The organism is Microbacterium sp. Ld4, assembly GCF_045066555.1.
In the GTDB taxonomy this organism is placed as follows: domain Bacteria; phylum Actinomycetota; class Actinomycetes; order Actinomycetales; family Microbacteriaceae; genus Microbacterium.
In genome coordinates this window covers 36,624-59,065 of the sequence record NZ_JBISHE010000011.1, presented here as the reverse complement: position 1 = coordinate 59,065, position 22,442 = coordinate 36,624, and the positions used below count along the sequence as shown (strand labels likewise).

The 22,442-nt window shown below is 69.4% G+C and carries 21 protein-coding genes; 9 read left to right on the top strand and 12 right to left on the bottom strand.

Annotation, left to right across the window (positions count from 1 at the left end):
- Positions 1-52: 52 nt before the first annotated feature.
- Positions 53-2,602: an aminopeptidase N gene (gene pepN, locus ACJJV7_RS07415; RefSeq protein ID WP_405376063.1), complete on the bottom strand. Its 2,550-nt coding sequence runs from the start codon at positions 2,600-2,602 to the stop codon at positions 53-55.
- 124 nt (positions 2,603-2,726) lie between these two features.
- Here pepN and ACJJV7_RS07410 point away from each other — a divergent pair, with 124 nt between their 5' ends.
- The 5 genes from ACJJV7_RS07410 (at position 2,727) to lnt (ending at position 8,057) form a co-directional block, all read left to right on the top strand.
- Positions 2,727-3,263, top strand: coding sequence for a ribose-5-phosphate isomerase (locus ACJJV7_RS07410; RefSeq protein ID WP_405376065.1), 537 nt, complete (start codon positions 2,727-2,729; stop codon positions 3,261-3,263).
- Entirely contained in the window at positions 3,263-4,261 is a 999-nt protein-coding gene (locus tag ACJJV7_RS07405; protein ID WP_405376067.1) for an Fpg/Nei family DNA glycosylase, read from the top strand. The genes ACJJV7_RS07410 and ACJJV7_RS07405 overlap by 1 nt, the downstream gene beginning before the upstream one ends.
- A 16-nt stretch (positions 4,262-4,277) precedes the next feature.
- Positions 4,278-4,931 carry an FMN-binding negative transcriptional regulator gene (locus ACJJV7_RS07400; RefSeq protein WP_405376069.1) on the top strand — a complete coding sequence of 218 codons (654 nt, stop codon included), beginning with the start codon at positions 4,278-4,280 and terminating at the stop codon, positions 4,929-4,931.
- Entirely contained in the window at positions 4,928-6,430 is a 1,503-nt protein-coding gene (locus ACJJV7_RS07395; RefSeq protein ID WP_405376071.1) for an amidohydrolase, read from the top strand. Before ACJJV7_RS07400 ends, ACJJV7_RS07395 begins: the two co-directional genes overlap by 4 nt.
- A 70-nt stretch (positions 6,431-6,500) precedes the next feature.
- Complete coding sequence (gene lnt, locus ACJJV7_RS07390; RefSeq protein ID WP_405376073.1) at positions 6,501-8,057, top strand: apolipoprotein N-acyltransferase; 1,557 nt, start codon at positions 6,501-6,503, stop codon at positions 8,055-8,057.
- A 3-nt stretch (positions 8,058-8,060) separates the two neighbouring features.
- On the opposite strand, the gene ACJJV7_RS07385 is transcribed toward lnt, so the two are convergent.
- Positions 8,061-8,423 (bottom strand): RNA polymerase-binding protein RbpA, encoded by a 363-nt coding sequence (locus tag ACJJV7_RS07385; RefSeq protein WP_405376074.1) that lies wholly within the window; start codon positions 8,421-8,423, stop codon positions 8,061-8,063.
- A gap of 106 nt (positions 8,424-8,529) precedes the next feature.
- Positions 8,530-9,303, bottom strand: a complete 774-nt coding sequence (locus tag ACJJV7_RS07380; protein WP_405376076.1) for a glycerophosphodiester phosphodiesterase family protein — start codon at positions 9,301-9,303, stop codon at positions 8,530-8,532.
- 134 nt (positions 9,304-9,437) lie between these two features.
- On the opposite strand from ACJJV7_RS07380, the gene ACJJV7_RS07375 reads away from it, so the two are divergent.
- Entirely contained in the window at positions 9,438-10,199 is a 762-nt protein-coding gene (locus ACJJV7_RS07375) for an SDR family oxidoreductase (RefSeq protein ID WP_405376077.1), read from the top strand.
- Positions 10,200-10,217: 18 nt separating this feature from the next.
- Here the strand turns inward: ACJJV7_RS07375 and ACJJV7_RS07370 are convergent, their stop codons facing one another.
- Complete coding sequence (locus tag ACJJV7_RS07370; protein WP_405376079.1) at positions 10,218-11,159, bottom strand: AEC family transporter; 942 nt, start codon at positions 11,157-11,159, stop codon at positions 10,218-10,220.
- Between the two features lie 86 nt (positions 11,160-11,245).
- Between ACJJV7_RS07370 and ACJJV7_RS07365 the strand changes: the two genes are divergently transcribed.
- Together ACJJV7_RS07365 and ACJJV7_RS07360 are read left to right on the top strand one after the other, a co-directional pair.
- Positions 11,246-11,710 carry a DUF2975 domain-containing protein gene (locus ACJJV7_RS07365; protein WP_405376080.1) on the top strand — a complete coding sequence of 155 codons (465 nt, stop codon included), beginning with the start codon at positions 11,246-11,248 and terminating at the stop codon, positions 11,708-11,710.
- Positions 11,710-11,928, top strand: a complete 219-nt coding sequence (locus ACJJV7_RS07360) for a helix-turn-helix domain-containing protein (RefSeq protein ID WP_405376082.1) — start codon at positions 11,710-11,712, stop codon at positions 11,926-11,928. Before ACJJV7_RS07365 ends, ACJJV7_RS07360 begins: the two co-directional genes overlap by 1 nt.
- A 108-nt stretch (positions 11,929-12,036) precedes the next feature.
- On the opposite strand, the gene ACJJV7_RS07355 is transcribed toward ACJJV7_RS07360, so the two are convergent.
- A complete protein-coding gene (locus ACJJV7_RS07355; RefSeq protein ID WP_405376084.1) occupies positions 12,037-12,570 on the bottom strand; it encodes a DUF2087 domain-containing protein in 534 nt (177 codons plus the stop codon).
- Positions 12,567-12,866, bottom strand: coding sequence for a DUF427 domain-containing protein (locus ACJJV7_RS07350; RefSeq protein WP_405376086.1), 300 nt, complete (start codon positions 12,864-12,866; stop codon positions 12,567-12,569). Before ACJJV7_RS07350 ends, ACJJV7_RS07355 begins: the two co-directional genes overlap by 4 nt.
- 160 nt (positions 12,867-13,026) lie before the next feature.
- On the opposite strand from ACJJV7_RS07350, the gene ACJJV7_RS07345 reads away from it, so the two are divergent.
- Positions 13,027-14,361, top strand: coding sequence for a nitrate/nitrite transporter (locus tag ACJJV7_RS07345; protein ID WP_405376087.1), 1,335 nt, complete (start codon positions 13,027-13,029; stop codon positions 14,359-14,361).
- 49 nt (positions 14,362-14,410) lie between these two features.
- Here the strand turns inward: ACJJV7_RS07345 and ACJJV7_RS07340 are convergent, their stop codons facing one another.
- The 6 genes from ACJJV7_RS07340 to polA form a co-directional block, all read right to left on the bottom strand.
- Positions 14,411-14,668 carry a DUF6458 family protein gene (locus ACJJV7_RS07340; protein WP_405376089.1) on the bottom strand — a complete coding sequence of 86 codons (258 nt, stop codon included), beginning with the start codon at positions 14,666-14,668 and terminating at the stop codon, positions 14,411-14,413.
- Positions 14,669-14,755: 87 nt separating this feature from the next.
- Positions 14,756-15,514 carry an SGNH/GDSL hydrolase family protein gene (locus tag ACJJV7_RS07335; protein ID WP_405376091.1) on the bottom strand — a complete coding sequence of 253 codons (759 nt, stop codon included), beginning with the start codon at positions 15,512-15,514 and terminating at the stop codon, positions 14,756-14,758.
- A gap of 28 nt (positions 15,515-15,542) precedes the next feature.
- On the bottom strand, positions 15,543-16,892 hold the full coding sequence (locus ACJJV7_RS07330) for an MFS transporter (RefSeq protein ID WP_405376092.1): 1,350 nt from the start codon (positions 16,890-16,892) through the stop codon (positions 15,543-15,545).
- 45 nt (positions 16,893-16,937) lie between these two features.
- Entirely contained in the window at positions 16,938-17,969 is a 1,032-nt protein-coding gene (locus ACJJV7_RS07325) for an LLM class flavin-dependent oxidoreductase (protein WP_405376094.1), read from the bottom strand.
- A 93-nt stretch (positions 17,970-18,062) separates the two neighbouring features.
- Positions 18,063-19,739 (bottom strand): DUF885 domain-containing protein, encoded by a 1,677-nt coding sequence (locus ACJJV7_RS07320; RefSeq protein ID WP_405376096.1) that lies wholly within the window; start codon positions 19,737-19,739, stop codon positions 18,063-18,065.
- A 31-nt stretch (positions 19,740-19,770) separates the two neighbouring features.
- Positions 19,771-22,398 carry a DNA polymerase I gene (gene polA / locus ACJJV7_RS07315; protein WP_405376098.1) on the bottom strand — a complete coding sequence of 876 codons (2,628 nt, stop codon included), beginning with the start codon at positions 22,396-22,398 and terminating at the stop codon, positions 19,771-19,773.
- Between the last annotated feature and the right edge of the window lie 44 nt (positions 22,399-22,442).

Below are 22,442 nucleotides of genomic sequence, written 5' to 3'. Positions count from 1 at the left end.
ACAACGGCGGTGTCGTACCTGGGTACGACACCGCCGCCGTCTGGAACGGAGGTCAGTCCTGCGCGTCGCGCTCCTGCACCGACAATGCCCGTTCGACGCCGGCGAGGTTCTCCTGCACGAGGCGACGGAGGGCGGCGGGAGCCGCCGAATTGTCCGCGAGCCACGCACGGGTGGCGTCACGGAGGGCGACGTTCGCCAGCGGGGCGGGGTAGAGGCCCACGATCAGGTACTGCGCGATCTGGTACGTCCGCGACTCCCAGATCGGCAGGAGCATCGAGAAGTAGGCGTCGACGAACTCGCCGAGCGCGCCCGTGCCCGCGGGGTGTACGAAACCGGCCGACGCCGATCGCACGACCGTGTTCGGCAGATCGGCCTTCTCGATGAGCGCATCCCACGCCTGCTGCTTGTCCGCGAGCGACGGCAGTGCGGCGCGCGCCTGCGCGGCGAACTCGCCGCCCTTGGCCGTGTTGTCTGCCGCGAGTGCGTCGTCGATATCGGCGCTCGTCACGGCGCCACCCGCGGCGAGCGATACGAGGAGCGACCACGACAGGTCGGCGTCGATCTCGAGGCCCGGGAGCGTGGCCGCACCCGAGCGGAGGTCGCGGACGACGGCCCACTGGTCGGCCGTCGCGGCAGCCGATGCGAAGGCGGTGACGAACTGGAGCTGACTGTCGCTTCCCGCCTCGGCCTCCTGCGCGAGGGCCCAGATCCCCGCCGCGACGCGCTCCCGCGCGGCGTCACGCGACTCCGGCGCGACGTACGAGTTGGCGGCGAGCTGGAGCTGTCCGAGCGTCGTCCGGACCGTGGTCGATTCCGTCTCCGTGCCGATGTTGCGAAGGACGAGCTCGATGTACTCCGATGCGGATGCCTCGGCGTCACGCGTCTGATCCCAGGCGGCGCCCCAGACGAGCGACCGTGCCAGCGGGTCGCTGATCTTCGCGAGGTGCTCCACGGCGGTGCGGAGCGATCGCTCATCGAGACGGATCTTGGCGTAGGCGAGGTCCTGATCGTTCAGGAGAACGAGGTCGGGCTGACGATGACCGACGAGGTCGGAGACCTCGGTGAGGTCACCGTCGACGTCGAGCTCGATGCTGTGCGTGCGCACGAGCGCGCCGCCCTGGAGCGAGTAGAAGCCGACACCCAGACGGTGCGGCCGGATGGTCGGGTAGTCGGCCGGTGCCGTCTGGACGATCGCGAAGCGTGTGATCACACCGTCCGCATCGACGCGGATCTCGGGGGAGAGCGTGTTGACGCCCGCGGTCTCGAGCCACTTCTTCGACCAGGAGGTCAGTTCGCGTCCGCTGGTCGCCTCGAGCTCCACGAGCAGGTCGCTCAGCTCGGTGTTGCCCCATGCGTGCGTGCGGAAGTACGCCGAGACTCCGCCGAAGAACGCGTCGATGCCCACCCACGCGGCGAGCTGCTTGAGGACGGACCCGCCCTTCGCGTAGGTGATGCCGTCGAAGTTGACCTGGACGTCCTCGAGGTCGTTGATCGTGGCGACGACGGGGTGGGTGGAGGGAAGCTGGTCCTGGCGGTAGGCCCAGGTCTTCTCCATCGCGTTGAACGTGGTCCAGGCTTCGGTCCACTCCGTGGCCTCGGCGGTGGCGATCGTCGACGCCCACTCGGCGAACGACTCGTTCAACCACAGACCGTTCCACCACTTCATGGTGACGAGGTCGCCGAACCACATGTGAGCGAGCTCGTGGAGGATCGTGACGACCCGACGTTCCTTGACGGCATCCGTCACCTTGGAGCGGAAGACGTACGCCTCCGTGAAGGTGACGGCGCCGGCGTTCTCCATCGCGCCCGCGTTGAACTCGGGGACGAACAGCTGGTCGTACTTCGCGAACGGGTACGGCACCCCGAACTTGCTCTCGAAGTAGGCGAAGCCCTCGCGGGTCTTGTCGAAGATGTAGTCGGCGTCGAGGTGCTGCCACAGGCTCTTCCGGGCATAGACACCGAGCGGGATGACGCGACCGTCCGCGCTCGTCAGCTCCGAGAAGGTCTGTTCGTACGGACCGGCGACGAGCGCGGTGATGTACGACGAGATGCGCGGCGTCGGCTCGAAGGTCCACGTCGCCACGCCGTCTCCCGCGGGCTCGGGCTCGGGCGTGGGGGAGTTGGAGACGACCTTCCACGCCGACGGCGCCGTCACGGTGAACTGGAAGGTGGCCTTCAGATCAGGCTGCTCGAACACCGCGAACACACGACGCGAGTCAGGCACCTCGAACTGGGAGTAGAGGTAGACCTCGCCGTCGACCGGGTCGACGAAGCGGTGCAGCCCCTCACCGGTGTTGGTGTACTCGCAGTCGGCGACGACGACGAGCTCGTTGTCCGCCTGCAGACCGTCGAGGGCCAGGCGCGAGTCCGCGAAGGCGGCCGCCGGGTCGATGGCGCGACCGTTCAAGGTGATGTCCCGGACCTGACGGGCGATGAGGTCGACGAAGGTCGACGCGCCCTCTGTGGCGGTGAAGCGGATGGTGGAACGGGACGCGAACGTCTCGTCGCCGGTCGTCAGGTCGAGCGCGACCTCGTACGACTGCGTGTCGACGATTCCGCGGCGCTCCTGCGCCTCGATGCGGGTGAGGTTCTCTCCAGGCACGTAGGTGTCTCCCAGGGGTGAGGGTGGGATGCCGCGTCCGGGCGCTGCTGGCGCCGGCGGCAACCCCACCACACTACGCCGCTGGAACGCCCGGGCGAGTGACCGGCATCCCTAGAATCGACGCATGCGCATCCACATCGGAACCGACCACGCCGGCATGGAGTTCTCCACTCGTCTCCAGCACCATCTCGCCGAGGCCGGCCACGAGATCGTCGACCACGGTCCGACCTCCTACGACCCCCAGGACGACTACCCCTCGTTCTGCATCCGCGCGGCGCAGGCCGTGGCCCGCGATCAGGCCGCCGGCACCGAGGCACTGGGCGTCGTCTTCGGCGGCTCGGGCAACGGTGAGCAGATCGCCGCGAACAAGGTCCTCGGCATCCGGTCGGCGCTCGTGTGGAGCCTGGCGACGGCCGAACTCGCCCGCGAGCACAACGATGCCAACGTCATCGCGATCGGCGCGCGCCAGCACACCTTCGATGAGGCGGCCGGGTTCATCGACCGCTTCATCGCCACGCCGTTCTCCGGCGAGGAGCGGCACGCCCGCCGCATCGCGCAGCTCGCCGCCTACGAGACGGACGGCTCGCTCGAGCCCGACCCTCGGGCGACCACGCCCGACGTCCAGGGCGCCTCCGACTCGTTCGATCCGGAAGCGGGCTGATGCCCGAAGGCCATTCCGTCCACCGGATCTCCCGTCAGTTCGCGCGCAACTTCGTCGGACGCACCGTCAGCGCCAGCAGCCCGCAGGGGCGTTTCGCCGAGGGCGCCGCAGCCCTCTCCGGACGCGCGATGACAGAGGCGCGCGCGGTCGGGAAGCAGATGTTCCTCGCCTTCGAGGGCGATGTGTGGCTCCGCGTGCACCTCGGGCTCTACGGCGCGTGGGACTTCGCCGGCGAGATCGCCCTCGATCCGACGATCGCGGCGGCCAACGGCCGCATGGGGCAGACCAACCAGCGCGGCACCGACCTGGCCGCCGTGTTCGACGCGGACGGCGAGAACTCCCTGGCCTCCATCGGTGCACCGCGCCGGGCCCGGGGGGCCGTGAGGATGAGCGAGCAGACCCGCGGCCTGGGCGGCGATGCCCTCGACGAGTGGCCGCCTCCGGTCGTCGGCCAGGTGCGCCTGCGCCTTCTGACCGAGGTCACGTGCGCCGACCTCCGCGGGCCCACCGCGTGCCAGCTGCAGACCCCCGACGAGGTGGCCGCGAGCATCGCGAAGCTGGGTCCCGACCCGCTGGTCGACGACTCCGACGCGGGGGAGGAGCGCTTCGTCAGCGCGATCCGCACCAAGCCGACCGCGATCGGCATCCTGCTCATGGATCAGAAGATCGTCAGCGGCATCGGCAACGTGTACCGCGCCGAGATGCTGTACCGCGCGAACCTGAATCCGCACACGCCCGGCAGGGACGTGCCAGTCGACACGCTGCGCGCGCTCTGGCGCGACTGGGTGCGGCTGCTGCGGATCGGGGTGGAGACGGGTCAGATGATGACCATGGACGATCTCGACCCCGATGCGTACCGGCGCGCGATGGCGCATCGCGACGACCGGCACTGGGTCTACCACCGCGCGGGGCTCCCGTGCCGCGTCTGCGGCACGGAGATCCTGCTCGAAGAGATGGTGGCGCGGAAGCTCTACTGGTGCCCGACCTGCCAAGCGTGACCCCGAGGACCCTCCCATGAGACAGAACCCCAGCTTCGCCCTGACCGACGTCGCCGAGCTCCGGCGCCTCATCGACGCGCACCCGTGGGTGACCCTGGTGACCTCGGGTGACGAGGGCCTCACCGCGTCCCACTACGCCGTCCTGCTCGACGACGACAGGGACGACCTCACCATCGTGGGGCACGTCGGCAAGCCCGACGACCTCATCCTCGGGCTCGGCGACCGCGAGTTGCTCGTGGTCGTGCAGGGACCCCACGGCTACATCTCACCCTCCTGGTACGGCGACGGCCCCGCGGTGCCGACGTGGAACTTCGTATCCGTGCACCTCCGCGGAGTGCCCGAGCTCCTCAGCGACGACGAGAACCTCACGGTCCTCGGCCGCCTCGTCGACCGTTTCGAGGGGAGCATGCCCTCGCCCCGCCGGATGTGGGAGCCGCCCAACGACGCGGCCTTCATCGACCGGCTCGCTCGGGGCACGACCGGCTTCCGCCTCACCCCGACCACCGTCGTCGCCAAGCGCAAGCTCAGTCAGAACCGTTCCGACGAGGTCGTCGACACGATCATCTCCGAGCTGGAGGCCGGCTCGAGCGCCTACGCCGACCCGCGGCTGCCGGCCGAGATGCGCCGCGCCCACGACGCGATGCGAGCCGCTCGCGGAGCGCGGTCGTGAGCGTCGAGCGCGGCGATCGCGTCGATGTCATCACCGGGGTGCACCTGACCGGCTCGGATCGGCTCGACCCGTTCGGAGACGACCTCGTCGACGTGCACCTGCGCGGTGGGACGATCATCGACATCTCGCCGGTCGGAGCGCTCGGGCGCCGGGGCCGAGTCCTCGACGGCGCCGGTATGTGGCTGATCCCCGGGCTGTGGGACCACCACATCCACACCGTCCAATCGGCCCTGTCCGCGGAGCGCGCCGACCTCGGCCCCGCCGCGAGCGCTGCCGAAGCGGCATCCATCATGGGACGCTCTCCCGTACTCGCGGGGGACCGCCGGATCGGCAGCGGGTTCCGCGACGCGTTCTGGCCGGATGAGCCGACCCGGGAGCTGCTCGACGCCGCGACCGGGGACGTTCCGACGTACCTGATCAACGCCGACGTGCACAGCGTCTGGCTCAACACCGCGGCCCTCCAGCGCGAAGGGTTTCCGCTCGACGACAGCGGGATGCTGCGCGAAGAGCCCGCGTTCGAGATCTCCCGACGGCTGAACGACGTCGACCCCGCCCTCGCTGATCGCGCCGTCCGCCGCACGCTCGAGCGCGCGGCGTCCCGGGGAGTCACGGGCATCGTCGACCTCGACATGGCGTGGAACGCCGGTGCCTGGGCGCGGCGACTGGACGCCGGATTCGACGCGGTCCGCGTCCGCTTCGGCGTGTACGCCTCGCTGCTCGACGACGCCGTCGCGGCCGGGCTCGCCACCGGCGATGCGCTCGATCCGGCCGGCCTTGTGCGGATGGGATCGTTCAAGGCCATCACCGACGGATCGCTCGGCACGAGAACGGCGGCATGCTCGCACCACTATCCCGGCGACCCGGCGAACTTCGGCGTCCTCACGATCCCCCCGGATCAGCTGGTCGACCTCATGACGCGGGCCACCGGCGCGGGCCTGTCGTGCGCCATCCACGCGATCGGCGACGTCGCGAACTCGCACGCGCTCGATGCCTTCGCCCGCACGGGGGCGACCGGGACGATCGAGCACGCACAGCTCGTCTCGCACGCCGACATCCCCCGGTTCGCCCGGCTCGGCGTGGGAGCGAGCGTCCAACCCGAGCACGCCGTGGACGACCGTGACCTGACCGACACGATCTGGGCCGACCAGACCGCTCACCCGTATCCGCTGCGCGCACTCGCCGACTCCGGAGCCAACCTGCTCTTCGGGTCGGACGCCCCGGTCTCACCCCTCGACCCGTGGGCGGCGATGGCGGCGGCCGTGCATCGCACCCGAGGCGGACGAGCGCCGTGGCGACCCGACCAGGCCCTCGACGCGGCGACCGCGCTGGCGGCATCGACCGCCGGCGGCTCCCACACCGGCAACACGCTCGCGCCGGGTTCTGTCGCCGACATCGTCCTCGTCGATCGCGATCCGCTCCGGGCCGACGACGCGTCGCTCCGGGCGACCATTGCTCACGCGACCATGATCGCCGGCCGGCTGACACACCTGGGCGGGTGAGCGCCGCGTGACCCGTGCCGCAGGCGCCGTCCCTCAGCCACGCCATAGCGGCGACGCCTACGCTCGGGCCGTGCCCGAACCCGCCCGCCCGCTGCTGTCCCTGTGGTGGGCGCTCCCGCTCGCCGTGATCGGCGGGGCTCTGCTCGACGTCGCGTTCCCCGACATCGGCATCTGGCCGCTCGCGTTCGTCGCCGTGGCGCTGTCGCTGATCACCCTCATTGGGCGATCGATCGGCGGAGCGATGCTCGTGGGCGCCGCGTTCGCGGCATCCTTCTACCTGCTCCACATCGAATGGATCACCCGGTACCTCGGACCTGTGCCGTGGTTCGCCCTCGCCGGGCTCGAAACACTGCTCAGCTCGGTGGCCGCGATCCTGCTGACCCTCGGCTACCGGTGGGTGCCCCGGCTGCTGCCGGGCTCCTGGAGCCGCGTCACGGTGCTTCCGGCCCTGATCGCCGGCCTTTGGACGGCACGGGAGCAGTTCCTCGGTTCGTGGCCCTACACGGGCTTCCCCTGGGGCCGGCTCGGGATGAGTCAGGCCGAGGGGCCGCTGGCCGACCTCGCCTCGTGGCTCGGTGTCAGCGGCCTGACGTTCGTGATGGTGTTCGTCGTGGCGGCCGCGATCGAATCGGTCCGCATGCGGGTCTGGCGTCGTATCCGGCTGCTCGTGCCGGCCGTGGCGGCAGCGACCCTCCTGCTCGTCGTCCCGCAATTCCCGACGACGGATGCCGGCACGCTCCGCGTCGGAGCAGCGCAGGGCAACGGCCCGTCGGCGTACTTCGACGAGCGCGAGCCCTATGCGGTGTTCGACGCACAGATGAAGGCCACGGAGGCTCTGGAGGGAGAGGATCTCGACGTCGTCCTCTGGCCGGAAGGGGGCATCGACGCCGACCCGCTCCGCAACGCCGCCGTCGGCGCCGCGCTCAGCCAGCTCTCGCGCAACCTGGACGCGCCCCTCATCGTGAACGGGGCGACGGAGCGCGGGGAGAACATATACAACACGTCCGTGCTGTGGGATGCCGCGCAGGGGCCGAGGGCACTGCACGACAAGGTCAATCCGGTGCCGATGGGGGAGTACGTCCCCGACCGGTGGTTCTTCGAAGCCCTCGTACCGGATCTCATCGGCCTCATCCAGCGTGAGTACACGCCGGGATCGAACGCGCCGTTCTTCGACGTCGACGGGGTGGGCGTCGGCCTGGCCATCTGCTTCGACGTGATCTACGACGACGTCATCTGGGACGGTGCCCGCGACGGGGCGCAGGTGTACATGTTCCAAACCAACAACGCCGACTTCCGCGGGACCGACGAGAACCTGCAGCAGCTGAGCTTCGCGCGGATGCGGGCGATCGAGACGGGCCGCTCGGTGGTGAACATCTCGACGGTGGGAACCAGTCAGGTCATCGCGCCCGACGGCTCCGTCCTCGACGGGCTCGCCGCCGATGAGGCGGGCGCCCTCCTGGTCGACGTCCCGCTCCGCACCGGCTTGACCGCTGCCGTCGTGATCGGTCCCGCCGTGCAGATCGTGCTCGGTTGGGCCGCGATCCCCGTCCTCCTCGCTTTCGGCATCATGCTGCGCCGGCGCACGAAAGCGGCGCCGCCCACGAGGGGCGACGCCGCAGAAGTGTGAGGGTCAGGCGCTGAGGCGCTCGCCACGGCGAGCACGCAGAAGCGCCAGGCGCTCTTCGAGGAGTTCCTCGAGTTCGGGAACGGTCCGGCGCTCCAGGAGCATGTCCCAGTGGGTGCGCGCGGCCTTGTCTCCGGAGTGGTCGACCTCGGCGATCGTGTCGCCGACGCGACGCAGGGCCTCGGAGCCGCAGGTGCGGCATTCCCAGGCCTCGGGCACGTCAGCGTCAGCGGCGAAGGTCATGACCGTCTCCCGCTCGCACTGCGTGCAGACATAGGTGTGGTTCGTGCGCTCTACGAATACGACGCCTTCTTCGCTCTGTAGGCTCGAAGCGCCGAGTCGCATGCCACGCAAGCTGCGATCTGCCATTGTGTGGTCCTCTCGTCGTCCTCAGGTATAACGAACTCACCTGTGCAGATCATCCGAACGGACACCATTGGATGTGGTATTCACAGCCCGCATCCAGCCACGAAGGTTATACGCGTCCTGCCGCGACCGCGAGAGCGACATCCGCGCGGTCGCTGACGATTCCGTCCACACCCAGCGCGAGGAGTCGGCGCATGTCGGCGGCATCGTTCACCGTCCAGACATGGACTTCGACGCCGGCCGAGTGCGCGATGTCGATCAGCCGGGGCGTGACGACGCGGAGGCCGCGGTAGCGTTCCGGAACCTGCAGGGCGTCGACGTCGGCGACCAGGCGAGACGCGGTTCGTCGAAGCCCTGAGCGCGCCGCCGCGAGCAGGCGGAGGAGGGTGCCCATGCCGGCGGATGTGGCGGGGTCACCGCCCTTCGAGCGCGCGGAGGCCAGCGCCTCGGCGCGGCGCGCGTCGGAGAAGCTCGTCACGAGCACGCGGTGCGATTCCCTCGCGACGAGGAGCCCGACGGATGCGGCCGCGGGGGAGGCCTTCACGTCGAGGTTGAACCGCGCGTCCGGGAAGGCGTCGAGGGCGTCGGAGAGCGTTGCCAACCCCCCGCGGGTGGACATGATCTCCGTCAGTTCGCGGGTGCTCACCTCCGAGACCCTCCGAGGGTCGCCGGCCACGCGCACGAGATCGTCGTCGTGGAAGAGGACGACCGTCCCGTCGGCTGTCAGGTGGCAGTCGGACTCCAGGTAGACGGTGCCGGCGGCACGGGCGGCGGCCAGCGCGGCCACCGAGTTCTCGGCGACCCCCTCCGCGTCGGCGGGCACGAAACCCCGGTGGGCGAGCACGCGCGGAGCCGCCACACCGGAGAACCAGGGATGCGTCACGAACAGGTCCTTTCACCAGCGTCCTACGGACATTAGCAACCGGTCGGGGCACCCAGGCGGAGCGCACACCGGTTGATAGAGTCGGAGTGCTCGAGCCCCGGCTCGCAATCCCTCTCACCCTCGCAGGAGCCCTCATGTCGCAGCCCCTTCCCGCCGGTTCCCTCACGGGAAAGACCGCTCTGGTCACCGGCTCTTCGCGCGGCATCGGCGCCGACACGGCGCGCTATCTCGCACAGGCCGGCGCGAACGTCGTCATCAACTTCCGCAACAAGGCTCCTCGGGCGGAGAAGCTCGCCACCGAGCTGCGCGGGCTCGGCGTCGACGTCCTCACGGTCGGAGCCGACCTCACCGACACGGCATCCGTCGCCGAGATGTTCGCCGCGATCGACGCGCGCTTCGGCGGCCTCGACGTGCTCGTCCTGAACGCGTCCGGGGGCATGGAGGGCGGCATGGCTGCCGATTACGCGCTGACCCTCAACCGCGATGCTCAGGTCTCCGTCCTCGAGACGGCGCTCCCGCTCCTGCCGCGTGGCGGTCGGGTCGTGTTCGTGACGAGCCACCAGGCCCACTTCATCGAGACGACCCCGACGATGCCGGAGTACGAGCCGGTCGCCCGCTCGAAGCGCGCCGGTGAGGACGCTCTCCGCGAGCGCATCCCCACGCTCGAGGCGCAGGGCGTCGACTTCGTCGTCGTCTCGGGCGACATGATCGAGGGAACGATCACCGCCACGCTTCTCGAGCGCGCCAACCCCGGCGCGATCCAGGAACGGCGTCAGAGCGCGGGCAAGCTCTACAACGTCTCGGAGTTCGCGGCGGAGGTCGCCCTGGCGGTCATCGAGCCGGTTCCCGCAGACAACACGCGTCTGATCGGTGACATCAGCTCGTTCGAGAGCTGATTCCCGCGCCGGCTGCCGTCACGAGCCCGCTGCGGCGGGCCCGAGGAGCAGCACGATCAGGAACAGAATCGGTACGCATCCGATCGTCGTGACGAACACCGTGTCGCGTGCGATGATCTCGCCGACCCGGTAGCGCTGCGCGAAGTTGAACACGTTCTGCGCCGTCGGAAGCGCGGCGAGGACCGTCACCACCAGCACATCGCCGGGGGAGAGGCCGAACAGGAACGTGGCCACCGCCCACGCCACGGCCGGCATGACCAGCAGCTTGATCGTGCTCGCGAGAAGGATGTCGCGTCGTCGTCCGGACCGCCCGAGTACGCGCTGCCCATGCAGGGAGATGCCGTAGCTGATGAGGAGCACCGGGACCGCGGCGCCGGCGATGAGGTGGAGCGGGTCCATCACGATCGGTGGCAGCGAGAGGTTCAGGGCCGACGCCGCGGTGCCGAGAGCCGATCCGATCACGATGGGATTCGTGATCGTCCGACGCACGATCGGCCACGGCCGCCCTGTCGTCGGGGAGACGATCGCCTCGAAGATCGCCATCACGACCGGCGTCAGAACGAGCAGCTGGAAGAGGATCACGGGCGCGGGGAAGGCGGCGCTCCCGAGAAGGTAGAGCGAGAGCGGGATGCCGATGTTGTTCGAGTTCACCTGGCCCGCTGCCAGCGCGCCGATCACGGTCTCTCCCGCGCTGCGGCGCCAGGCGAACCGAGCGATCGGGACGTAAAGCGCGAAGACGACGAGCGCCGAGACGGCGGACACCGGCAGCAACGCCGAGAACAGGGTGGCGACGTCGGACTCGGAGAGCACGACGAACAGCAGGAACGGGCTCAGGACGAAGAAGGTGAGCCGGCCGAGCACCTGACCGCCGGTGGGGCCCAGGAGATCGATGCGCCCGATCACCCACCCCACGAGGATCGCGAGGCCGATCACGGCGAATCCTGTGAGCACCTCGAGCATGCTTCGAGCCTACGACCCCGACCTGACGCCGACGACGGGGGAGGGGCTATCGTGTATCGATAGATATCTATCGAAAGGGGATCACCATGGCGCGAACAGCCATCATCGTCCTGCGTATCGTCATCGCGCTGTCTCTGGTGGGGTCGCTTCTCACGCAGACGTTGATCATGTGGGCCCTGTGGCAGGACCTCGTCGGCGTGGAGATGGGCACGCGGATCGCGATCGTCGCGCTCGGAGTGCTCTGGATCGCCTGCCTGCAGACCACCGCCGTCTGCATCTGGCAGCTGCTGACGATGGTCGCCGCCGGATCCGTCTTCAGCGATCGGGCCTTCCGTTATGTCAACATCGTGATCGGCGCGGTTCTTGCTGCCGCGGCCCTCACCGCGGTGCTCGCCACGATGCTCGTCCCGGGTGAGGCTGCTCCGGGGGTCGTGGGACTGATCTACGGAGCAGCACTGGTCACCGCGGGGGTCGCACTGGTCATCGTCGTCATGCGGATGCTGCTGCGCCAGGCATCCGACATGCGCGCCGAACTGGCGGAGGTGGTCTGATGCCGATCGTCGTCGACATCGACGTCATGCTCGCGACCCGGAAGATGTCGGTGGGAACGCTTGCGGAGCGCATCGGCATCACGCCGGCGAACCTCGCGGTTCTGAAGAACGGCCGCGCGAAGGCCGTGCGCTTCAGCACGCTCGAAGCCCTGTGCGATGTGCTCGAGTGCCAGCCTGCCGACCTGCTGCGCTGGGAACCCGCCTCCGCACCCGAGTAGGCCCCTCTTGGATACCTCCGATAATGCACATTATGTCAATATGCTGATCAACGGGCGGACCGTCGCTCTCGCGTCGCCCTCCCCGGGAGCGTGAGCCAGCACCTCGGGTCAGGCGGCGCCGGAACTCCGATAGCTCGAACCGTCACGCGTCCGCATGACGAAGCCCTCGTCGACGAGATGGCGGCGGAGGGCGGCGACGTCGTCGGTGAACGTGAGAAGACGTTCGTTGAGCTGGACCTCGTCGATGTCCTCATCGGGCGTCCTGAGCGTCTGGGACGCGACATGGGCGAGAAGCGCGCGGCGGTCGGCGAGGCCCGACGGGTACTGGTCGATGCGACCGTCGCTCGCGAGGAATCTCGCGACGCCCTCTCGGCGCGGCGTTCTGCCCGCCGCTGCCAGGAGCACAGAGAACGCATCGGTGACGAACCAGCCATCGTCCCGCTGCTCGACAATGCCCGCAGCGAGCAGCGCCGAGAGCGCTTTTCGGCCGCGCGGCGACGCCGACTCGACCGGATCGGGGCCGCCCAGGACGATCTGCGCGAACACCCGGCGGGTGCCGGGGTGCGAGAGGGCCGCGAAGACGGCGCGGAGGTCGGGTGCTCCCCCGCCGCCGCCGCGCCCCTCTCGCCCGGCGTAGGTCAAGAAACCGTGATGGCCGGGCTGAAGGCGACGTAGCCCGAGAAGTCGGCGCCGACGCGGTCGAAGGCGCTCGGGTACGGGGTCGGGTACGCCCACGCACCGTCGGCGAGGGTCTGATCACCGGTCACGACGTTGTAGTACTGGCACTCCCCCTTCCAGGGACAGGTGTACGGCGTCGGGCTGTCGGTGAGCGCTCCATTCGTGACGGAGCTCGGCGGGAAGTACGCGTTCCCCTCGATGCGGATGATGTCTTCGTCGGGGGCCTCTGCGATCACGATGTCGCCCAGCGTTGCCTTCATGTCTTCTCCGTTCGACGTTCGGTTTTCCTCAGCGTACGCCCGCCTCGTGCCGGGGGCGGCGGGAGATCCGGGGCTCCCGGCATCCGCTCGGCCGGCCCGTTCGGGCGTAACGTGGTCGGGTGACGTTCTCGGCATCCGCTTCGACGATCGGATGCCTCTCGTGAGCTCACCCGCGCTCCGCGCCCAGGAGGGCGGCCCCGGCATCCGCGCCTGGATCATCTGGGGAACGGCGGTGGCGGCGTACGTGCTCGCGGTCACGAATCGCACCTCGCTCTCCGCCGTCGGCGTCGATGCGGCGGAGCGGTTCCAGGCGGATGCCGCGACGCTGTCGCTGTTCGCCGTCGTCCAGCTGGCCGTCTATGGCGGGATGCAGCTGCCGATCGGCGTCCTGCTCGACCGGTTCGGTTCCCGCCCGATCATGACGATCGGGATGATCCTGATGGCGGTGGGTCAGCTCACGATGGCCCTCTCCCCCAGCGTCGGCGTCGCGATCGTCGCGCGCATGCTGCTCGGCGCGGGTGACGCGGCGGTGTTCCCCGCCGTCCTCCGCCTGGTCGCCACCTGGTTCCCCGCCCAGCGCGCTCCCGTCATGGTGCAGTTCACCGGCATCCTCGGGCAGGCCGGACAACTCGTGGCCGTGATCCCCATCGCCGCCGTCCTCCACGCGACCAGCTGGTCGATCACCTTCGGCAGCATCGCGGGCCTGTGCGTGCTGTTCGCGATCCTCGTCTTCGCGCTCGTGCGGAACCATCCTCCCGAGGTCGACCGCGACATCAGCGTCAACACCGACACCGGCGCGATCCGGGTCGTCACCTCGAGCGTCGACACGGGCGTCGGCATCCGCGCCGCGTGGGCGCACCCCGGCACCCGCCTCGCCTTCTGGTCGCACTTCACCACCCCGTTCGCCGGAACAGCGTTCATCCTGCTCTGGGGAATCCCGTTCCTGACGGCGGGCGAGGGCCGGAGCCTCGCCGAAGCGAGCGCGCTCATGAGCCTCTACGTCTTCGCCGGCATGGCCCTCGGGCCCGTCCTCGGCGAGCTCTCCCGCCGGATGCCCCACCTGCGCTCGCGGGCGCTTGTCCTCCCCGCCGTCGCCGTCCAGATGATCGCCTGGCTCACGGTCATCGTCTGGCCGGGCCAGGCGCCGCTCTGGCTGCTGATCGCCCTGATGGTCGCGCTCTCGATGGGCGGGCCGGCATCGATGATCGCGTTCGACCACGCCCGCACCCACAACCCCTCGCACCGCCTCAGCACCGCCACCGGTGTGACCAATGCGGGCGGGTTCCTCGCCGCCCTCGTCGCGATCTTCGCCATCGGGCTCGCGCTGGATCTGCAGGGCGCCGGAACACCCGCGACCTACCACCTCGATGCGTTCCGCATCGCCTTCCTCGTGCAAGTGCCGCTCTGGCTCCTCGGCGCCGCGTTCATCTCCCGCGAACGACGGCGCACGCGCGTCCACATCGGGATGGATCCGCCGCGCCGCCCACGCCGGTGACATGCGTGTGGCCCGGTCCCCTCGGAGCCGGGCCACACGTCACGACGGTTCAGACGGTGCCGTCACCCGACGTGCGGGTCTCGGAGCGAGTGACACGCTCGCCCGCGACGGGGTCGACCGTGCGGACGGTCGACTCGGTCGAGCGACGCTTCAGCAGCATGGCCATTCCGATGATGAAGACGAGCGCGCCGGCCCCCATCATGATGTAACCGATCATGTCGAGGTTCACCGCCTCGACCTCGACGTTGACAGCGAAGGCGAGGATGGCGCCGATCACGAACAGTACGATTCCGGTTCCGATACTCATGCGGACACTCCCTTATGTGGTGGTGTCCCGATGATCGCCCATCCCCGGGCGCCCCGCATGCCCTTGACAGCCCCGAAACCGGTATGCCTACCGCGGCGCGACCGTGATCCAATCGCCGTACTTCGCCTCGCGGCCGTCGCCCGAGGAGGTGCCCGTCAGCCGGCGCTTCAGCCACGGACCGAGGTGCTCTCGGAAGTACCGCCCCCGATCGAGGCGCACCGTCTCGTCGGGTTCGTCGAGCGCCCACCATTCTGCGGGAGCGGCCTCCCCCAGTGCGTCGAGCACGCGCGCGGCGACGCGATGGTGGCCCCGGCTGTTCATGTGCAGACGGTCCGCCGACCAGAACGAGGGCGCCGAGAGCTCAGCATCCGGCCAGTTGAAAGCCGTCACGATGTCGTCCCGGTCCGCGATGCGCGCGAGGACCTCCGCGGAGAACGCATCACCCCGGCGCTGGATGAGCCGGGACAGCGGCAGCTGGCCTGACGGATTCGCCCCCGACAGGAGGATCATCGTTACTCCCTCCTCGTCGCAGCGCCGCAGCACGTGCGAGAACGCGTCGGCGATACGCGCAATCGGCGTCCGGGGACGCAGCATGTCGTTGCCGCCGCCGTTGAACGACAGATGGGTGGGACGCAGGGCGAGCGCGCGCTCGAGCTGCTCGTCGACGATCGGACGGATCAGCTTGCCCCTGATGGCGAGGTTCGCGTAGCCGATCTCCGCGCCGCGGGAATTCGCCCAGCCTTGCGCGACCAGGTCCGCCCACCCCCGGACGGCGCCGCCTGCGAGCTCATCGCCGACCCCCTCGGTGAACGAATCGCCGATCGCGACGTAACGGACCTCTTCCACTCCCCCAGCTTACGAGCGTGCGCGGCGCCTATTCGTCGAGCGACGCACCGCGGCGGTCGGCGAGACCCCACGCCGCGACGGCCGCGATCACGAAGAACACGCTGAAGACGAGGAAGACGAGCCCGATGCCCCCGACGCCCACCAGGAGGGGCACGCTCGGCGGCGCAAGGATCGAGGCGATCCGCCCCACTCCCGCCGCCCACCCCGCACCGGTCGCGCGGAGAGACGTCGGATACGCCTCGGGGGTCGCCGCGTACAGCGCTCCCCACGCCCCGAGATTGAAGAACGAGAGCGCCATGCCCGCGGCGAGGATCGCCCACGGCTCCCCCGCCTGACCGAAGAGCACCGCCGACACGGCGGAGCCGACGAGGAAGACGGAGAGCGTCGCGCGTCGCCCCCAGATCTCGATCAGCCAGGCCGCCACCGCGTACCCGGGAAGCTGCGCGAGGGTGATGATCAGCGTGAACTCGAACGACCGCACGAGGCCGTAGCCCTGCGAGAAGAGCAGGGTGGGGATCCAGATGAACGCGCCGTAGTAGGCGAAGTTCACGCAGAACCAGACGACCCAGAGCGCCAGCGTGCGCCTGCGCAGCGGCGCCGACCAGAGCCCGGCGAACCGCTCCCGCGTCGTCGCGGCGAGGACGCGGGGCGGACGAGCGCTCTCTGCGGGAGCGTCGATGCGGGCGCCGAAGAGCACGCGGGAGCGTTCGAGCTGAGCGGTGATCGCGTCTGCCTCTGCATCCCGCCCCCTGCTGGCCAGCCAGCGGGGCGACTCGGGCAGGCCCCAGCGCACCACCAGCGCGTAGAGCGCGGGGATGGCTCCGATCGCGAGGGCCCATCGCCATCCCTCGTCGACGTTCGGGATCACGAAGAACCCGATGAGAGCGGATGCCGTCCACCCCACCGCCCAGAACGCCTCGAGGATGACGATCACGCGCCCGCGCATCCGCGCCGGTGCGAACTCGCTCACGTACGTGCTCGCGACGGGCAGTTCCGCCCCCAAGCCGAGCCCGACGACGAACCGGAAGAGGATGAGCACTGCCACGCCGCCCGCGAGAGCGCTCGCTCCCGTCGCCAGGCCGTAGACGAGCAGGGTCAGCGCGAAGACCGATCGTCGCCCGATCCGGTCGGCGAGGAGCCCACCCACCGTCGCCCCGATCGCCATGCCCGCGAAGCCCGCCGAGGCGATCCACGAGGCGTGGGCCGTCGACAGGTTCCACTCCGCGACGAGCGCCGCGATGACGAACGAGATCAGCCCGACGTCCATCGCGTCGAGAGCCCACCCGGCACCTGATCCGGTGAGGACGCGCAGATGCGTGCGGGTGAACGGAAGGCGGTCGAGCCTGCGGGCGATCGGCTCGGCGCTGGTGACGGTCATCCCTGAATCGTACGAGAGCGGCGGGGCGGTCCGGCGCGAGATGACTCAGTCGGCGAGCATGTCGCGCACCATCGGGATCACCCTCGTGCCGTAGAGCTCGACCGAGCGCATGAGCTTGTCGTGTCCGAGGGTTCCGTTCGCGTACTTCAGGTCGAAGCGGTCGACCCCGAGTGCCCGGATCGATGCCACCATCTTGCGCGCCACGGTCTCGGGAGATCCGGCGTAGATGGAGCCTTCGGGGCCGACCTCCTGCTGGAAACGGAGTCGGCTGTAGGCCGGCCATCCGCGCTCACGGCCGATGGTGTTGTTCTGCGCCTCGAATCCGGGGTATGCCTCTTCCCACGCCTGCTCGTCGGTGTCGGCGATGTGACCGGGCGAGTGCATGCCGATGGGCTGCGCCTCGGTGCCGAGTTCCCCCACAGCGCGGTGGTAGAGGTCGACATACGGACGGAAACGTGGCGCCGGGCCGCCGATGATGGCCAGCATCAGTCCGTAGCCGTAGCGGGCGGTCCGGATGACGGATTCGGGAGAACCTCCCACGCCCACCCAGGCACGGATGCCGTTCGGGGTTTTCGGGAAGACGTCGGCGGCATCGAGCCGGGCGCGCGTCGTCCCCTGCCACGTGACCGGCTTCTCGCTCCTCAGCAGCGAGAACAGCTCGAGCTTCTCCTCGAAGAGAGCCTCGTAGTCGCCGAGGTCGTATCCGAAGAGGGGGAACGACTCCGTGAACGAGCCGCGCCCGAGGATGATCTCGGCACGCCCACCCGAGATCGCATCGAGTGTCGCGAAGCGCTCGTAGACGCGCACCGGGTCATCGCTCGAGAGCACGGTCACCGCGGTTCCGACGCGGATGCGCTCGGTCTGGGCGGCGATCGCGGCGAGCACGATCTCGGGGCTCGACACCGCGTACTCGCGGCGGTGGTGCTCCCCCACCCCGATGAAGTCCACCCCGACCGAGTCGGCGAGGACCGCCTGCTCCACGAGGTTGCGGATCGCCTGCCCGTGCGAGACCGGCTGACCATCACCGTCCAGGGTCACGTCGCCGAAGGTGTCCAGTCCGAGTTCCACAGCCGTCATGAGTCGCGCCTTTCATTCATACGCATAAATATGTCACAGAAAGGAACGTCAGCGGGTGCGCCGGGCATTCCCGGCGCACCCGCTGCATGCGCCTCAGGCGCCGGCCAAGGCCATCCGGAGGGTGTCGAGCCCGACGCCACCCAATCGGAGCGCCCGCATGTGGAAGCGCTTGATGTCGAAGTCGGCTCCGGCTCGCTGCTCGGCGTCATCGCGGATCTGCTCCCAGATGCGCTGGCCGACCTTGTATGACGGCGCCTGCCCCGGCCACCCGAGGTAACGGTTCACCTCGAACTGGATGAACTCGTCGGACATGTTGACGTTGCGCCGCATGAACTCGAGCGCGTAGTCGGCATCCCAGGTTCCCGCGCCGTCGAGGCGCGGCTTGCCGAGGTGCACGCCGATGTCGAGAACGACACGCGCCGCGCGCATGCGCTGCCCGTCGAGCATGCCGAGCCGGTCCGCCGGGTCGTCGAGGTAACCCAGCTGCTGCATGAGCCGCTCCGCGTACAGCGCCCACCCCTCGGCGTGACCGCTCGAGCCGGCGAGGAGACGCCGCCACGAGTTGAGCTCCGACCGATTGTACACCGATTGGGCGATCTGCAGGTGATGCCCCGGAACGCCCTCGTGGTAGACGGTCGTGAGCTCGCGCCAGGTGTCGAACGTGTCGACCCCTTCCGGCACCGACCACCACATCCGACCGGGGCGGGAGAAGTCGTCCGTCGGACCCGTGTAGTAGATGCCGCCCTCGTTGGTGGGCGCGATCATGCACTCGAGCCGCCGGATCGGATCGGGGATGTCGAAGTGCGTGCGCCCGAGCTCCTCGACGGCACGGTCGCTGGTCTCCTGCATCCACTTCTGCAGCGCCTCGGTTCCGCGGAGCTTGCGCGCCTCATCCTCCTCGAGGAACGCGACGGCTTCTTCGACGGTCGCGCCGGCCTTGATCTCGTGGGCGATCGACTCCTGCTCCGCGACCATCCGAGCGAGCTCCTCGACACCCCACTCGTAGGTTTCGTCGAGGTCGATCGTCGCGCCGAGGAATCGCCGCGAGTGCAGTTGGTAGAGCTCTCGGCCCACGGCATCCACATCGGATGCCGCCGGTGCCAGCTCGTCGCGGAGGAACCTCGCGAGCTGGTCGTACGCGACCCGAGCGGCCCCGGCGTTGTCGGCGAGGTCGCGAGCGAGGGACGCGGGGAGGTGTCCCTCGGCGGGGGCGGCATCGCCGACGAACGTCGCGAAGAAGCCGGTGTCGCTCGTGTAGCGGGCGATCTGCGTGACGACCTCTCGCACCTGGCGACGCGCGGGGACGACGCCTTCGGACACACCCCGGCGCAGTGACTCGACGTAGCCGGCGAGGGCCCCGGGGATCGCGGCGAGACGCGTGGCCACGACGGACCAGTCCTCGACCGTGTCGGTCGGCATGAGGTCGAAGGCCGCTCTGATGTCCTGCGACGGCGACGCGATCACGTTGATGTCGCGGAGGTGCGACTTCGCCGCATGCAGGTCGAGGTGGAGGCCGAGCTCGGCGGAGAGGTCCATCTTCGTGACCTCGTCGACGTCGTCGACCGCGTCCGCGGCCTGGAGGGCGCGCAGTGTGTCGGCTGCCGCGTCGGTGAGACGGTCGTGCCCCGCCGGCGAGAAGTCGTCCAGTCGCCCGTTGTGCTCGGTGCGCCCGATGTAGGTCGCGAGACTCGGGGAGAGTTCTGCCAGCGTGTCCACCCAGCGGTCCGCGATCGCGTCGATCGGAGTGGGTGTGCGGTGTGCGTCGGTCATTCCTCGAGCGTAGAGCGTCGCACGCTCCGCGTCAGTGAGCCGCTTCGTCCCAGTGGCTGCCGCGCCCGATCTGCACGTCGAGGGGGACGGACAGGTCGGCCGCATCGCCCATTCGCGTGCGGACGATCTGCTCCACGGCATCCCACTCCCCTGTCGCTACCTCGACCACGAGCTCATCGTGGATCTGCAGGAGTACGCGGGATGACAACCCCTGATCGCGGAGGTCGCCGTGGATCTCGACGAGCGCGATCTTCATGATGTCGGCCGCACTGCCCTGGATCGGAGCGTTGAGAGCAGCACGCTCGGCGTTCTCGCGCAGGACCCGGTTGGGGCTGGTCAGGTCGGGGAACGGTCGACGGCGGCCGAAGATCGTCTCGGTGTAGCCGTCGATACGTGCCTGCTCGACCGACGACCGCAGGTAGTCGCGCACCGAACCGAAGCGTGCGAAGTACTCGAGCATGAGCTGCTTCGCCTCGGACTGCTCGATGCGGAGCTGCTTCGACAGGCCGAACGCGCTCAGGCCGTACACCAGGCCGTACGACATCGCCTTGACCTTCGTGCGCATCGGCGAGGTCACCTCGGCGGGCTCGACTCCGAAGACCCGCGCACCCACGAAGCGGTGCAGGTCCTCGCCCGAGTTGAACGCCTCGATCAGCCCGGGGTCGCCGGACAGGTGGGCCATGATCCGCATCTCGATCTGCGAGTAGTCGGCGGTGAGGAGTGTCTCGTACTCCGGCCCGACCTCGAAGGCGGCACGGATGCGCCGCGACTCCTCATTGCGGATCGGGATGTTCTGGAGGTTCGGATCGGTGCTCGAGAGCCGCCCCGTCTGGCTGCCGGTCTGCACGTAGGTCGTGTGGATGCGGCCGTCGTCGGCGATCCCGACCGTCAGCGACTCGATGATCTGACGGAGCTTGGTCGCCTCGCGGTGCTGCAAGAGCAGACCGAGGAACGGGTGCGGGTGGGAGTCCTGCAGGTCCGCAAGGACCGCGGCATCCGTCGAGTACCCCGTCTTGGTCTTGCGGGTCTTGGGCAGCTCCAGCTGCTCGAACAAGACCTCCTGCAGCTGCTTGGGCGAGCCGAGGTTCACCTCGCGGCCGATGATCCCGTACGCCTCTTGCGCGATCGCGTCGGCCCGGGCGGCGAGCTCGCCCGAGAAGCCCGACAGCTTGTCGCGGGAGACCGAGACGCCGGCGAGCTCCATGTCGGCGAGGGCGTCGAGGGTGGGAAGCTCGATGTCGTCGAGAACGCTCGAGACCGATGCCGGCAGCTCGGAGCGCTCGGCCTCGGCGACCCGCAGGCTGAACCAGGCGAGCTGACCGGGGGTAGCACCCTCGGTCTCGGGAACGAGCTGCGACGGGTCTGCCTCGGGCAGCTTCTCATCGAGGTACCGGTCGACGAGGTCAGCGAGGTTCTTGTCGGGAAGGCTCGGCCGCAGAAGCCACCCGGCGAGCAGGACGTCGAACGCGAGTCCGCCCAGCCGCACGCCGGCGCGGCGGAGCGCCTTCACCTGCGGCTTGGCATCGGTCATGATCTTGGGCGCGTCGCTCTCGAGCCACGATGCGAGCGCCACACGCGCGGCGTCGTCCCAGGCCGCCTCGCGGACCTCCTCCGACGTCGCGACGCCGATGCGCGTGGGCAGTCCTCCCGCCATGGTCACCGTGAGGGCGAGTTCGCCAGACTGCTCGGCGAGCCACGCAGCGAGGGCGTCGGCATCCGTCTGCTGCGGCTCGGGTGCGGCGACCTCGGGAGCGGGCGGCTCGTCGGTGGCGTCGAACGCCTCGAACACCCGCGGCAAAAGCGTTCGGAACTCGAGCCGCGCGAAGATGTCGCGGACCGCCTGCGTGTCGAGCGGACGGATGAGGAGGTCCTCCGGCGCGTACTCGAGTTCGACGTCGCGCAGGAGGCGGTTGAGCTGACGGTTGCGACGGACGTCGTCGAGGTGCTCGCGGAGGTTGCCGCCGACGACTCCCTTGATCTCGTCCGCGCGCTCCAGGAGGGCGTCGAGCGAGCCGAACTGGGTGATCCACTTGACCGCGGTCTTCTCCCCCACCTTCGGCACGCCGGGAAGGTTGTCGCTCGTCTCACCGACGAGGGCGGCGATGTCGGGGTAGTTCTCGGGCGGCAGGCCGTACTTCTCGACGACGGCGTCGGGAGTGTAGCGCTTGAGCTGCGAGACGCCCTGGACGCTCGGGTACAGGAGAGTGACGTCGTCGGTGACGAGCTGGATCGTGTCGCGGTCGCCCGAGCATACGAGGACGTGGAACCCGCCCTCGATGCCCTGCGTCGCAAGCGTCGCGAGGATGTCGTCGGCCTCGAAGTCCTCTTTGGTGAGAACGGGCACGCCCATGGCCGCGAGACAGTCCTGCAGGAGCGGGATCTGACCCTTGAACTCGGCCGGCGACTCGGAGCGGTTCGCCTTGTATTCCTCGTAGACGCGCGTGCGGAACGACTGCCGCGAGGTGTCGAACGCGACGGCGAGGTGCGTCGGCTTCTCGGCCTTGACGAGGTTCACGAACATCGACAAGAAGCCGTAGATGCCGTTCGTGTGCTGGCCGTCCTTCGTCGAGAAGTTGTCGACGGGAAGGGCGTAGAACGCCCGGTAGGCCAGCGAGTGGCCGTCGACGACGAGCAGAGTAGGCTTTCCGGAGTCGCTCACCCGACCAGCCTAGTTCGGGCCTGCGACATCGACTTCCCCGCGGA